We start from the raw sequence: 13,892 nt of genomic DNA, 5'->3' as shown, positions 1-13,892 counted from the left end.
TTAACAGAAATCAGGGGTCAGTCCCGGCGGGTCTGACCCCAGCTTTTAGTTGCCCAACTGAGCTTTGGTATAGAAGCCGTCGTCGACGAGAATGTTCACATTCGCCTTGGTCAAGGGCGTAGGTTTCAACAGCACCGTGCTGACCTTTTTCAGGCCGTTGTCATAGCTGGAGTTATAGGCTGGCTTTTCATTGCGCGCCAGTTGCACGGCCAGCTTGGCCGCTTCGGCGGCGATGGTTTTCAGTGGCTTGTAGACAGTCATCGACTGCGTGCCGGCGATCACGCGTTTCACCGCCGCCAGATCGGCGTCCTGGCCCGAGACAGGCACCTTGCCTGCCAGTTTTTGCGCGGCCAGGGCCTGGATGGCGCCGCCGGCCGTGCCATCGTTCGAGGCGACGATGGCGTCGATCTTGTTGCCGTTGGCCGTCAGCGCGTTTTCCACGATGGACAGCGCTTCGGTGGCGCTCCAGTCCTTCACCCATTGCTGGCCGACGATCTTGATGTCACCCTTGTCGATGAACGGTTTGAGTACCTTCATCTGGCCTTCGCGCAGCATCTTGGCATTGTTGTCGGTCGGCGAGCCGCCCAGCAGGTAGTAATTGCCCTTCGGCTGCAGCTTGGTCACGCCCTCGGCCTGCATTTCGCCCACTTTCTCGTTGTCGAACGAGATATACGCGTCGATATCGGCATTCAGGATCAGGCGGTCATACGACAGCACCTTGATGCCAGCCTTTTTCGCTTCCTTGACGGTGTTGTTCAATACCGTTGCGTTGAACGGCACGATCACCAGCACGTCCACGCCGCGCGAGATCAGGTTCTCGATCTGCGAAATCTGACGCTGCTCGCTGGCATCGGCCGATTGCACGAAGACCTTGGCGCCCTGCTTTTCGGCGGCGGCGATGAAGAAATCGCGGTCGCGCGTCCAGCGCTCCACGCGCAGATCGTCGATGGAAAAGCCGATCTTCGGGTTTTTTGCATCGGCCAGGGCGGCGCTGCTGCTCAATGCCAGCATGGCGGTCATGATGGCTGCACTGATGATCTTGTTCATTGTGTGTCTCCTTGTGGATTTTATTAACAACGTTTTTTCACTACGGGTGTTGCGGCTTCAAAAATCAATGGTTATGGCGTGGCAGGGTCTGTCCCACGGCGCGATATTTCAACGCCAGCTCCATGCAGGCGCCCGTTTCCAGCTGGCCCACGCTGGCGCGGTAGAGCTCCTGCCATGGCGTGGCGCTGTCGTTGACGGGCGGCGGCAGCTCTTTGGCGCGGCGCGCCAGCTCAAACGCATCGACCAGCATGTCGCAGCTGCCCCCGTTCAAGTCCACGCGGATCATGTCGCCCGTGCGCAGCAGCGCCAGGCCGCCTCCCACGGCGCTTTCCGGCGACGCGTTCAAAATCGAGGGACTGTCCGAGGTGCCCGACTGGCGCCCGTCACCCAGGGTCGGCAGGTTCAAGATGCCCGCCTTCAGCAAGGCGTCCGGCGGCTGCATGTTGACCACTTCGGCAGAACCGGGCCAGCCGACAGGGCCGGCGCCGCGCATGACCAGCATGCAGCTGTCGTCGATATTGAGCGCCGGGTCGTTGATGCGTGCGTGGTAATCGTTTGAACCGTCAAAGACGATGGCGCGCGCCTCGAATACGCCCTCGCTACCGGGGCGCGACAGGTAGCGCTCGCGAAAAGCGGGCGAGATCACGCTGGTCTTCATGATGGCGAAGTCGAACAGGTTGCCCTGCAATGCCATGAAACCGGCCTTTTCCTTCAGCGGCGCGGCAAACGGACGGATCATCTCGCGGTCCGCGCTTTCGCGGCCTTGCAAGTTGGCCGCCATCGTCTGCCCCGTGACGGTGGGACGCTCGGCGTGCAACAAACCCGCCTGGAGCAGCTCCCACATCACGGCCGGTACGCCGCCGGCACGGTGGAAGCGCTCACCCAAATACTTCCCGGCCGGCTGCATGTTCAACAGCAGCGGCACGTCGTAGCCGTGCTCCATCCAGTCGCTCGAATGCAATGCCACGCCCGCATGGCGCGCCATGGCCATCAGGTGCGGCTGGGCGTTGGTGGAGCCGCCGATAGCCGCGTTGACGATGATCGCGTCCAAAAACGCCTCGCGCGTGAGGATGCTCGACGGGCGCACGTCGTCATGCGCCATGCCAACGATGCGGCGCCCCGTTTCATAGGCGATCTGGCCCCGCTCGCGGTACGGCGCGGGGATGGCCGAGCAGCCCGTCAGGGACATGCCCAGCGCCTCGGCCAGCGCATTCATGGTCGAAGCCGTACCCATGGTGTTGCAGTGGCCGGCCGACGGCGCCGAGGCGGCGGCGATCTGCAGGAATTTGTCGTTGTCGATCAAGCCGGCGGACAGCTGGCGGCGGCCTTTCCAGATGGCGGCGCCGGACCCTACCAGTTCGCCGTCCATCCAGCCATCGAGCATGGGACCGCCTGACAGCACGATGGCGGGAATGTCCACCGTGGCGGCGGCCATCAATTGCGCCGGCGTCGTCTTGTCGCAGCCCGTCGTCAGCACCACGGCGTCGATCGGGTAGCCATGCAGGATTTCCACCAGGCCCAGATATGCCAGATTGCGGTCCAGCGCGGCCGTGGGACGGCGGCAGTTCTCAAAGATCGGGTGCAGCGGGAATTCCATCGGGATGCCGCCCGCGTCGCGGATGCCGTCGCGCACGCGCTGGGCCAGTTCCAGGTGGATGCGGTTGCACGGGCTGATATCGCTGCCGCTTTGCGCAATGCCGATGATGGGCCGGCCCGAACGCAGCTCCTCGGCCGTGATGCCGTAGTTCATGAAGCGCTCCAGGTACAGCGCCGTCATGTCGATATGGTCGGGATTGTCGAACCAGTCCTGCGAGCGGAAGCGCCGCGCCTGGGGTTGGGCGGGAGTGCTCATGCGCCGTACCAGCCTGCGTCAACGTAGTATTCGCGTCCGGCGCACTTGGCCGCGTTGTCCGATGCGAGGAACAGCGCCAGCGCCGCCACGTCTTCCGGCTCCACGCGCAGTTGCAGGCATTGTCCCTGCAGGATCACGGCTTCCGCCTCCGGCGTATGCCACAGCCGCTCTTGGCGCGGCGTGCGCACGGCGCCGGGAATGATGCAATTGACGCGGATGCCGTCGACACCCAGGTCGCGCGCCAGGCCGCGCGTCAAGCCCTCGATGCCGGCTTTCGCCGTCATGTAGATCGACAGCCTCGCTTGCGCCAGGTGCCAGGAAATCGAACCCAGGTTCAGGATTACGCCGCCCCCCTTGGCGCGCATGGCCGGCGCCACGGCCTGGGCGCAGAAGTACTGGTGGCGCAGGTTGACGGCCATGCGCTCGTCCCAGTAGGCGGGCGTGACGTCCTGCAACTGGTGGCGGTCGTCATTGGCCGCGTTGTTGACGAGGATATCCGTGGCGCCCGCGCTGTGCTCGATCTCGGCGAAGGTGGCGGCCAGGCCGCCCAGGTCCGTCAGGTCGCAATAGCGGAACACGGGCGGCTGCGGCAGGTGCGCCAGCTTTTCCTGCAACGCCAGCGACGCCTCGCGGGCGATGTCGAGGAAAGTGACGTGGGCGCCCTGGCGCGCGAACGCTTCGACGATGGCCACGCCGATGCCGGTGCCGCCGCCCGTGATGACGACGCGCTGACCTGCCAGGCTGGGATAGATTGCATGTTGCATGGTGTCTCTCGTTATAGGAATTGGGAAATCAGATCAGGCCGCGCTGCGCCAGGCTCCGGTACAGCGCGCGCACGCCGAACGTCCAGGGGGCAATCGCATCGCAGCGCTGCACTTCGTTGACCAGCGCGCCCAGCGAAGCGCTGGCAATCGTCACCCGGTCGCCCAGGTGGTGTGTAAAGCCGCCGCCTTGCGCGCCACGGTCCTTCACGGGCGAGAACATGGTCCCCAGGAACAGCATGAAACCGTCCGGGTACTGGTGGTACTGGCCTGCCGTCTGGCGCACCAGGTCGAGCGGGTCGCGGCTGATCTCGCGCATGAAGCTGGCGCCTTCGAGCACAAAGCCGTCGTCCGCGCCCTCGATCAGCAGCGACACTTCCGCCTGGCGTACGGTGTCGAGCGTGAAGTGTTCGTCGAACAGGCGGATGAAGGGGCCGATGGCGCAGGAACCGTTGTTGTCCTTGGCCTTGCCCAGCAAGAGGGCGCTACGCCCTTCGATGTCGCGCAGGTTGACGTCGTTGCCCAAGGTCGCCCCCAGCACCTCGCCGCGGCTGTTGACGGCCAGGACGATCTCCGGCTCCGGGTTGTTCCAGGCGGACGATGGCAGCAAGCCCACCTGCGCGCCGCAGCCCACCGACGACATCGGCTGCGCCTTGGTAAACACTTCCGCATCGGGGCCGATGCCCACTTCCATGTATTGCGACCAAGCGCCGCGCTGCTGCAACTGCTGTTTCAGGCGCTGCGCCGCGTCCGAGCCGGGCTTCAATGCCGACAAGTCGCCGCCCAGAGTCATCTGCAGAGCGGCGCGCAAGCTCGCCGCGCGCGCCGCATCGCCACCGGCCTGTTCCTCGATCACCCGTTCGAGCAGGCTGACGGCGAAAGTCACGCCGCAGGCCTTGACAGCCTGCAGGTCGCACGGCGCCAGCAGCAATGGCTGGCTGGCCGGCGCGGCCAGCGCTTGCTCCAGCAGCGCCTGCACGGGGCCGAGCGCAATACCGGGCGCATGGCGGGCGATATCGAGCGCATCGCTGCGCTCGAACAGCTCGGCCACCGTCGCCACCGTCTGCGTGATGTCGACCACCTCGCCGCCACGCACGGCGACGACGCAGGGGCCGTCACGCCAGATGCGGCCGATGAGGAGGGCCTGCGCCAGGTCGGCAGGCAACAGGGAGGCGGGAGAAATCGGCTGCATGGCAAGCTTTCAAAAGGTCGGGACGGGATGGCTGGTCTTCAAGTTCGGACCGATTCTGCGCGCCGCCCTGTGTCGCCGCAATTACGAAAATCACCAAATTGAATGATGATTATTGGTATTGCAGCGCACCAAAAAAAGCCGCCGCCCGGCCCCCTTTCCAGCCCTGGCTGCACGGCGGGAATGGGCCGCATGGCGCATTGCATCAATCCGCTTATCGATACCGTTTTGGATATCACCGATGTGAAAAAAGTGATTGGTGAGGGATGGATGGACAAACTAGTATCAGCCGTGGCCTGCAATCGGCCATCCGCACGGAGCCCGCCCATCGGGACGACGGCCCTGGCACATTCAACTATCGAAGACGGTGGAGACCTGAAATGAAAACAACAATGAAAATGCTGACCGCGAGCCTGGCGCTGGCCATCTCCGGCATGGCGGTAATGCCCGTGGCAAGCGCCGCCGACAAGGGCGCGATCGGCATCTCGATGCCGACCAAGTCGTCCATGCGCTGGATCGCCGACGGCGACAACATGGTCAAGGTATTCAAGGAGCGCGGCTACAAGACGGACTTGCAGTTTGCCGACGACGATATCCCGAACCAGCTGGCGCAGGTGGAAAACATGATCACCAAGGGCGCCAAGGTGCTGGTGATCGCCGCCATCGACGGCACCACCCTGTCGAACGTGCTGCAAAAAGCGGCCGACAAGGGCATCAAGGTCATTTCGTATGACCGCCTGATCCGCGGCACGAAAAACATCGATTACTACGCCACCTTCGACAACTTTCAGGTCGGCGTGCTGCAAGCGGGCTATATCGAATCGGCGCTGAAACTCAAGGAAAGCAAGGGCCCGTTCAACATCGAGCTGTTCGGCGGCTCGGCCGATGACAACAACGCGCACTTCTTCTACAACGGCGCGCTGTCGGTGCTGAAACCCTACATCGACAGCGGCAAGCTGGTGGTGCGCTCGAAGCAGATGGGCATGGAAAAGGTCGCCACCCTGCGCTGGGACGGTGCCGTGGCGCAGGCGCGCATGGACAACCTGCTCAGCGCCTACTACGGCAATGCGCGCGTCGACGCGGTGCTGTCGCCGTATGACGGCTTGAGCATCGGCATCCTGTCCTCGCTCAAGGGCGTCGGCTACGGCACGCCGAAACAACCGTTCCCCGTCGTGACGGGCCAGGATGCGGAAATCCCGTCGGTGAAATCGATCATCCGCGGCGAACAGGCATCGACCGTGTTCAAGGACACGCGCGAATTGGCCAAGGTAACGGCCAACATGGTCGACGCGATGATGAGCGGCAAGACGCCGACCGTCAACGATACCAAGACCTATAACAACGGTATCAAGGTGGTGCCATCGTACCTGTTGAAACCGGTCACCGTCGACAAGGCGAACTGGAAGCAGGTGCTCGTCACCGGCAGCGGCTACTACACGGAAGCGCAAGTGAAATAAGCATCGACGGTACTGAAGGCCCGGCGCTGCCGGGCCTTTCGCTTCATGCACGATCAAGAACAAGACTGCCGCACGACCGGCGCCGACCAGCGCGGCCGTGCCAGAGAGGTTATATGACGAACACTATCCTGGAAATGCGCGGGATACGCAAAACATTCCCGGGCGTCGTTGCGCTCGACAATGTCAACCTGCGGGTACGCAGCGGCGAAATCCACGCCATCGTCGGCGAAAACGGCGCCGGCAAATCGACCCTGATGAAAGTGCTGAGCGGCGTCTACGGCCATGGCAGCTATACGGGCGACATCGATTACCAGGGCCAGACGCGGCACTTCCGCGGCATCAAGGACAGCGAAGAAATCGGCATCATCATCATCCACCAGGAACTGGCGCTGGTGCCCCAGCTGTCGATCGCCGAGAATATCTTCCTCGGCAACGAGCCGGCCCGCATGGGCGTCATCGACTGGGAATACGCGCAAGCGAAGACGCGCGAACTGCTGCACAAAGTCGGCCTGAAAGAGTCACCGGACACCCTGATCACCAACCTGGGCGTGGGCAAGCAGCAGCTGATCGAGATCGCCAAGGCGCTGTGCAAGGATGTCAAGCTGCTGATCCTCGACGAGCCGACGGCCAGCCTGAACGAAAGCGACAGCGCAGCCTTGCTCGACCTGCTGCTGGGCCTGAAAGCGCAGGGCATCGCCTCCATCCTGATCTCGCACAAGCTCAATGAAATCTCGCGGGTCGCCGATGCCATCACGGTGCTGCGCGACGGGAACACGGTCGACAGCTTCGACTGCCGCGTGGAGCCCGTCAGCGAAGACCGCATCATCGAAAAAATGGTCGGGCGCGAGATGGCCGACCGCTATCCGCCGCGCACGCCCACCATCGGCGAGACCATTTTCGAAGTGCGCGACTGGCGCGTCTTCCATCCCGAGCATGCCGACCGCCCCGTCATCAAGGGCATCAACATGCACGCCAAAAAGGGCGAGATCATCGGCATCGCCGGCCTGATGGGCTCCGGGCGCACGGAACTGGCTATGAGCCTCTTCGGGCGCGCCTACGGACAGCGCATCAGCGGCACGGTGCTGAAGAACGGCCAGGAGATCGACGTCAGCACCATCGGCAAGGCGATCGCGCACGGCCTTGCGTATGTCACGGAAGACCGCAAGGGCCTGGGCCTGATCCTCGAGGAAGACATCCAGAAGAACACCAGCCTGGCCAACCTGGACGCAATTTCGAAGCGCATGGTGATCGACGAGCAGCGTGAATTCAGCGTGGCCGAGGAGTTCCGCCGCAAGCTCAAGACCCGTTGCTCGAGCGTGGCGCAGAAAGTGGTCAACCTGTCCGGCGGCAACCAGCAGAAAGTGGTGCTGGCGAAGTGGCTGTTTTCGCGCCCCGACATCCTGATCCTCGATGAACCGAGCCGCGGCATCGACGTGGGCGCCAAGTACGAGATCTACAGCATCATCAGCGAGCTGGCCGCCGAAGGCAAATGCATCATCATGATTTCGTCGGAAATGCCGGAATTATTGGGCATGTGCGACCGGATCTATGTCATGAACGAAGGCCGCTTCGCGGCAGAACTGAGCGCAGCAGAAGCATCGCAGGAGCGAATCATGCGCGCGATCGTTACACACGGAGAAAACAATGGACAATAAATTGACAGCGGGCGCGCCAGCAGCGGCAGCGCCGGCGGCCGCGCCGCAAGCGAAAAGCTATGCCGGCTTCTTGAAGAACAATATGCGCGACTACGGCATGCTGCTCTCCCTGATCGTCATCATGGGCTTTTTCCAGTACATGACGGACGGCACCCTGATGCAGCCGCTGAACCTGACGAACCTGGTGCTGCAAAACAGCTACATCGTCATCATGGCGCTGGGCATGCTGATGGTCATCGTGGCCGGCCATATCGATTTGTCCGTCGGCTCGGTGGTCGGCTTCGTCGGCGCGCTGGCGGCCGTCCTGATCGTCAACTACAACATGAATTTTGTCGCCGCCAGCATCATCTGCCTGCTGGCCGGCGCCGTCATCGGCGGCGCACAAGGCTATTTTGTCGCCTTCTTCAAAATCCCGTCCTTCATCGTCACCCTGGCCGGCATGCTGGTATTCAAGGGCCTGACCCTGGCACTGCTGGCTGGCCAGTCGGTCGGCCCCTTCCCGGAAGGCTTCCAGATGCTCAGCTCGGGTTTTTTGCCCGATCCGTTCGGCGGTGAAAACCTGCGTGGCTTTTCCCTGCTACTGGGCGTGATCGCCGCCGCGGCGCTGATCATCACCTCGCTGCGCAGCCGTGCCAAGCAACTGAAGCACGGCATGGAAAACGAGCCGCGCGCCTTCTTCCTGCTGAAAAACGCCATCTTCGCCGCCGTGATGGTGTATTTCAGCTACCTGCTGGCGTCGTACCGCGGCTTTCCCAACGTGCTGGCCGTGATGTCGCTGCTCATCGTCGCCTACACCTTCATCACCAACCGCACCGTGCTGGGACGCCGCGTGTATGCCGTGGGCGGCAACGAGAAGGCGGCGCGCCTGTCCGGCATCAAGACGGAACGGGTCAGCTTCTACACCTTCGTCAACATGGGCATGCTGGCCGCGCTGGCCGGTTTGATCTTCGCGGCGCGCCTGAACACGGCCACACCAAAGGCGGGCACGGGGTTCGAACTGGACGTGATCGCCGCCTGCTTCATCGGCGGCGCCTCGGCTTCGGGCGGCGTGGGCAAGGTGATGGGCGCCGTCATCGGCGCCTTCATCATGGGCGTGATGAACAACGGCATGTCCATCATGGGCATCGGGATCGACTACCAGCAGGTGATCAAGGGCCTGGTGCTGCTGGCGGCCGTGTTCATCGACGTCATTAATAAAAATAAATGAGAAGAACAAGGAAGCACAGGTTCGAGCCTTAGGGGGCTCTGGCCGGCGTTCGCGCCGGCCTTTTTATTTAGCCGCCAGCCGCGCCGCCCGGTCCCCCCACCACGCCGCCTCCTCGAACACGGAAAAGCCCGACAAGTCGGCATGTGCAAACAGCATCGCGCCATCGTGCTCGCGCAGCGCCTTCAACCCCGCATTGCTGCGAAATCCCGGCAACGGTGCGGCCATGGCGTGGCCGCGCACGGTGATGTCGACCCGTTCGACGCAGCTGGCAAAATCGCGTCCATACGCCGTCTTCAAATCGACGCTGGCCAGCGCCAGCAATTCCTCGGGTGTGGCCACATCTAACCACTTGCGCGCTTCCTGCGGTGTGCGGTCGGACAGGGCCACGTAGGCGCTGAAGACGGTTTTCTCGGGCGGACGCACGCGGATATCCTGGTGCGTGGAGACGACATAGCCGAGGCCCGGCTCCTGGTACACCACGTTGTCCCAGCATAGCGGCGCATGCGGCAGTTCATCGGGAAAGCGTTTCAGTAAAAAATTCGCCACCAGCCACGGCGCATACGCGGGCGTATCGCGTTTGAGATCGAAGCCATAGCTGGCGATGTCGTTGACCACGCGCGCCGCCACATACAAGGGCATGGCGCAGATGGCCTTGCGCGCCTTGACCAGGTAAGTGCGCGGCTGGCCGTCGACCAGTTCCAGGCACAGTGCCTCCACGCCCTGCTCCGTCGTCTGCACGGAAACCACCGTACCCGCATGACGTTGGACACCCGACGCCTGCTCCATCGCCGTGGCCACGGGCTGCATGCCGCCCGGCCAGGTCAGCCAGGCGCCGTTGCCCGCATTGGCTGCCTGTCCCCAGCGGCTGCAGTAGTAGTGCAGGCCGGCCCAGGCCGAGACCTGGTCGTAGCGCGTGCCGTAGTCGTCGCGGCAGCAGTAATTCAGATACCAGTGCAGGGTGGGCGAGGTATAGCCTTCGCGCTCCATCCATTGCTTCAAGGTGATGGTGTCGAGCGCCTGCCAGGCCGGATCTTGCGACGACTCCACGGTAGGAAAGACGAAGACACGCTTGCCATCATTGCCATGCGCCTGGCGCAGGCGCCGCACCTCGGCAAAGAAGCGCTCGTGCTGCGCCAGTTCTTCGGCAGAAACGCCTTCGATGGGAATGAAGCCATCCTGCCAGTGGCCGTTGAACAGCAGGCGTTCCTCGGGCGCGTGCAGGATGTAGCGCTCGTCGTAATACGGCTTTTCCGCCTGCGGATCGCGCTCGATGATGCCCAGATCGAACAGGATTTCCCGCACATGGGTCGATTCGGGCGAAGGCAGCGGCAAATAATGGCCGCCCGTGGGGTAGGCCAGGTCACCGAAATGGCCGCCGGCCGCGTTGCCATACGGCTGCGGGCCATCGATCATGAGGAAGTCCTTGTGCCCCAGCTTGTTCAGGCGCCAGGCCGCCGTCAGGCCGGCGATGCCGGAGCCGAGGATCGCCACGTCGGTGGTGATGGTTGCCGAGGGTGCCGGCAACGCCATGCGCTCGCGCATCAGCTTGCGCAAATAATGCCCCTCGCTGCGGCCCGGATACAGCACCTTCGGCGTGATCTCCTGCCAGCGCAGATACGCGGCGATGCTGCCGATGCCAGCGGCTGCCGCTGCCGTGCCGCCGGCGGCCCACAGCATGAAGGAACGGCGCTGCATCAGCGGATCACCCGGTTCCAGTCCTGCTCGAATTCATGCACGAGCGACTGGGTATTCAAGCGATTCGGCGCCATCGGCAGCGGCTGCATATCGGGCGGGAAGATGAACATTTCGCGCGTGGTGTCCGCATTCAGGTAGCGCATGGGCAGGCGGTAGCTCGTCGGCGGCACGTAGTCGAGCTGGGGCGAGGCCAGGATAAACCCCCATTCGCCGAACGAGGGCACGTAAGCGTGATAGGGCCAGGTGCGCATGCCCACTTCACGCAGGGTCGAATTGATGGTCCAGTAGGCGTGCGGGGCAAAGAAGGGCGACGTCGATTGCACCACCATCAGGCCCTTGGCCGCCAGATGCTTTTTCACCAGGTCGTAGAACGGCACCGAGTACAGTTTGCCGAGCGCGAAGCTGGACGGATCAGGGAAGTCGACGATGGCCGCATCGAACATATCGCCATTGTTGCGCAGCCAGACGGCGGCATCGGCATTGACGACGGTAACCCGCTTGTCCGAGAACGAATTATTGTTCAGCTTTGCCAGTTCCGGGCGCGTGGTAAACGCGGCCGTCATGGCGGGGTCGAGGTCGACCACGGTGACGTGTTCGACGTGGGGATAACGCAGGATTTCGCGCAGGGCCAGGCCATCGCCGCCGCCCAGCACCAGCACGCGGCGCGCCCACGGCAGCGCTTCCAGCACGGGGTGCACCAGCGCCTCGTGGTAGCGGTACTCGTCGCGCGAGGAAAACTGCAGGTTGCCATTGATGTACAGCCGCGTATCGTCCTTCCAGCGCGTGATCACCAGGCGCTGGTAGGGCGTGGTGGTCGAGTACACGATCTGGTCGCCGAACAGGCCGTGCTCGCCCCAGGCCACCATGCGGTCCGACATGGCAAAGCCGGCCACCAGTACCAGCATCACGGCGCAAGCGCGCAGGAAGCGGCTCGTGAGGTTCTTCAATTCCGCGCGGAACACCCAGATCGTCCACAGGCCCACGCCCACATTCAGCATGCCGAACAGGAAGCCCGTGCGCACCAGTCCCAGGTACGGTGACAGCACCAGCGGGAACAGCAGGGAAACGGCCAGCGCGCCCAGGTAATCGAAGGTCAGTACGCGGCTGACCAGCTCGGAAAATTCCGTTTGACGCGAATTCAGGGCGCGCATCACCAGCGGCACTTCCATGCCGACCAGTGCGCCGATCAGGAACACCATCACATACAATAAGGTGCGAAATGGCGCGGCCATCCACGAAAAGGTCATGAACAGGATGGCGGCCGACAGGCCGCCGATCAAGCCCACGGCCAGTTCGATGTCGACGAAGCGCGAGAGCACGTCGTCATCGCGCACATACTTTGAAAAGTGAGCACCCACACCCATGGCAAACAAGTAGCAGCCGATTATGGTGGAAAACTGCAGGATGGAGTCGCCGAGCAGGTAGCTGGACATGGCGCCGGCGATCAGCTCATACGCGAGGCCGCAGGAGGCGACCACGAAGACGGACAAAATCAGAATCTTTTTGTTCATGGGACTTTTTTTGTTCTAATATGCGTTGACGTTATCAAATACTCATTGTGAGGAATGCCGTGCCCGCCATCCTAAACTATCTGATTCATCTTTTACTGGCCGCCGGGCTACTGATTGTATTTTTTATCATCTACACGCGCGTCACGCCGTATAACGAAGTGCTGCTGATCCGCCAGGGCAATCAGGCCGCGGCCCTGTCGCTGGGTGGCGCCATGCTGGGTTTTTCCGCCACCATCGCCTCGTCGCTGATGCACACGGCCGACTATCAGCAGTTCTTCGCCTGGGCCTTCGGCGCCATGGTGGTGCAATTGCTCGCCTATGTGGTCACCACGCGCCTGCTGCGCATGTCGAAAGACCAGATCGAATCGAACAACAGCGCCTTCGGCGGCCTGCTGGCCGCCATTTCCCTGTCGATCGGCGCCATCAACGCCGCTTGCATTTCCTGACGTTTTACCTCATTCAAGGACACCATCATGAGCCTCGGCAGCTTTATCAAGAAGCAGTTTATCGACGTACTGCAGTGGAACGAAGAAACGGAAGGAGTACTGGCCTGGCGCTTCCCCATGCAGGATTTCGAGATTCAGAACGGCGCCATCCTGAATGTGCGCGAATCGCAAGTGGCCGTCTTCGTCAATGAAGGCAAGATCGCCGACGTCTTCGGTCCCGGCACGCACAAGCTGACGACGCAGACCTTGCCGCTGCTGACCAACCTGAAAAACTGGGACAAGCTGTTCGACTCGCCCTTCAAGTCGGACGTGTATTACTTCAGCACCCGCGTGCAGACGGGCCGCAAGTGGGGCACGCCGCAGCCGATCACCATCCGCGACAAGGATTTCGACATGATCCGCGTGCGCGCCTTCGGCATGTACTCGTACCGCATCGCCGACGCCCGCACCTTCTTCACCGAGATCAGCGGCACGCGCGAAGTGTATACGCGCGACGAGGTGGAAGATCAATTGCGCGGCATTTTGATGTCGAGCATGGCCAGTTCCTTGGGCGGCGCGAATGTGCCCTTCCTCGACATGGCCGCCAACCAGGCGCTGATGGCGCAGGAAGTCAAGGATGGCCTGGCGCAGGCGTTTTCCCGCTATGGCGTGGGCCTCGATGAATTCAACGTGGCCAGCATCAGTCTGCCCGAGGAATTGCAGGCGGCGCTTGACGAACGCATCTCCGCCGGCATGAAGGGCGGCCTGGGCGCCGACAAGATGAGCGGCTATACGAAATTCCAAGTTGCCAACGCGATCCCACTGGCGGCGCAGAATGAAGGCGGCATGGCCGGCATCGGCGCGGGACTGGGCGCCGGGCTGTCGATCGGCCAGGTGATGGCGCAAAGCATGGGTGGCGCCTTGCAGCAGCCCGCGCCGGCGGCGCCACCGCCCCCCCCGGAAGAACCAATCGAGGCGCGCCTGGAAAAGCTCAAAGGCTTGCTCGATAAGGGTCTCATTTCGCCGGCCGACTACGACGGCGCCAAGGCTGAACTGCTGAAAAAACTGATCGGCTGATTAGGGCGAAATACGA

Annotated in this window: 12 protein-coding genes; 6 read left to right on the top strand and 6 right to left on the bottom strand. The window is 62.7% G+C overall.

Features of this window, described 5'->3' with window-relative positions:
* Positions 1-45 precede the first annotated feature (45 nt).
* The 4 genes from xylF to O3300_RS17745 form a co-directional block, all read right to left on the bottom strand.
* On the bottom strand, positions 46-1,020 hold the full coding sequence (gene xylF / locus O3300_RS17760) for a D-xylose ABC transporter substrate-binding protein (RefSeq protein WP_099377905.1): 975 nt from the start codon (positions 1,018-1,020) through the stop codon (positions 46-48).
* A gap of 91 nt (positions 1,021-1,111) precedes the next feature.
* Positions 1,112-2,899 (bottom strand): IlvD/Edd family dehydratase, encoded by a 1,788-nt coding sequence (locus tag O3300_RS17755; protein WP_305053687.1) that lies wholly within the window; start codon positions 2,897-2,899, stop codon positions 1,112-1,114.
* Complete coding sequence (locus tag O3300_RS17750) at positions 2,896-3,663, bottom strand: SDR family NAD(P)-dependent oxidoreductase (RefSeq protein WP_099665933.1); 768 nt, start codon at positions 3,661-3,663, stop codon at positions 2,896-2,898. The genes O3300_RS17755 and O3300_RS17750 overlap by 4 nt, the downstream gene beginning before the upstream one ends.
* A 28-nt stretch (positions 3,664-3,691) precedes the next feature.
* Positions 3,692-4,852 (bottom strand): fumarylacetoacetate hydrolase family protein, encoded by a 1,161-nt coding sequence (locus O3300_RS17745; RefSeq protein WP_099665934.1) that lies wholly within the window; start codon positions 4,850-4,852, stop codon positions 3,692-3,694.
* A gap of 102 nt (positions 4,853-4,954) precedes the next feature.
* Here O3300_RS17745 and O3300_RS17740 point away from each other — a divergent pair, with 102 nt between their 5' ends.
* From O3300_RS17740 to mmsB, 4 genes are all read left to right on the top strand, one after another.
* A complete protein-coding gene (locus O3300_RS17740) occupies positions 4,955-5,233 on the top strand; it encodes a hypothetical protein (RefSeq protein ID WP_305053686.1) in 279 nt (92 codons plus the stop codon).
* Positions 5,234-5,283: 50 nt separating this feature from the next.
* The gene (chvE, locus tag O3300_RS17735) at positions 5,284-6,306 is read left to right on the top strand and encodes a multiple monosaccharide ABC transporter substrate-binding protein (protein ID WP_369812305.1); all 1,023 of its coding nucleotides are present in this window, start codon (positions 5,284-5,286) and stop codon (positions 6,304-6,306) included.
* A 113-nt stretch (positions 6,307-6,419) separates the two neighbouring features.
* A complete protein-coding gene (mmsA, locus tag O3300_RS17730) occupies positions 6,420-7,961 on the top strand; it encodes a multiple monosaccharide ABC transporter ATP-binding protein (RefSeq protein ID WP_305053684.1) in 1,542 nt (513 codons plus the stop codon).
* A complete protein-coding gene (gene mmsB / locus O3300_RS17725; RefSeq protein WP_099665936.1) occupies positions 7,951-9,168 on the top strand; it encodes a multiple monosaccharide ABC transporter permease in 1,218 nt (405 codons plus the stop codon). Before mmsA ends, mmsB begins: the two co-directional genes overlap by 11 nt.
* Before the next feature lie 63 nt (positions 9,169-9,231).
* Here the strand turns inward: mmsB and O3300_RS17720 are convergent, their stop codons facing one another.
* Both O3300_RS17720 and O3300_RS17715 read right to left on the bottom strand, forming a co-directional pair.
* Positions 9,232-10,863, bottom strand: coding sequence for an NAD(P)/FAD-dependent oxidoreductase (locus O3300_RS17720; protein WP_305053683.1), 1,632 nt, complete (start codon positions 10,861-10,863; stop codon positions 9,232-9,234).
* Positions 10,863-12,374, bottom strand: a complete 1,512-nt coding sequence (locus O3300_RS17715; protein ID WP_305053682.1) for a polyamine aminopropyltransferase — start codon at positions 12,372-12,374, stop codon at positions 10,863-10,865. The genes O3300_RS17720 and O3300_RS17715 overlap by 1 nt, the downstream gene beginning before the upstream one ends.
* Positions 12,375-12,433: 59 nt before the next feature.
* Between O3300_RS17715 and O3300_RS17710 the strand changes: the two genes are divergently transcribed.
* Both O3300_RS17710 and O3300_RS17705 read left to right on the top strand, forming a co-directional pair.
* Positions 12,434-12,820, top strand: a complete 387-nt coding sequence (locus O3300_RS17710; RefSeq protein ID WP_034783828.1) for a DUF350 domain-containing protein — start codon at positions 12,434-12,436, stop codon at positions 12,818-12,820.
* 27 nt (positions 12,821-12,847) lie between these two features.
* Entirely contained in the window at positions 12,848-13,876 is a 1,029-nt protein-coding gene (locus O3300_RS17705) for an SPFH domain-containing protein (protein ID WP_305053681.1), read from the top strand.
* Positions 13,877-13,892: the final 16 nt, after the last annotated feature.

This window comes from Janthinobacterium sp. SUN206 (assembly GCF_030587305.1).
GTDB classification, from domain to species: domain Bacteria; phylum Pseudomonadota; class Gammaproteobacteria; order Burkholderiales; family Burkholderiaceae_D; genus Janthinobacterium; species Janthinobacterium kumbetense.
Note: the sequence above shows the minus strand (reverse complement) of the source record. Positions and strands in the feature narration are given on the sequence as shown.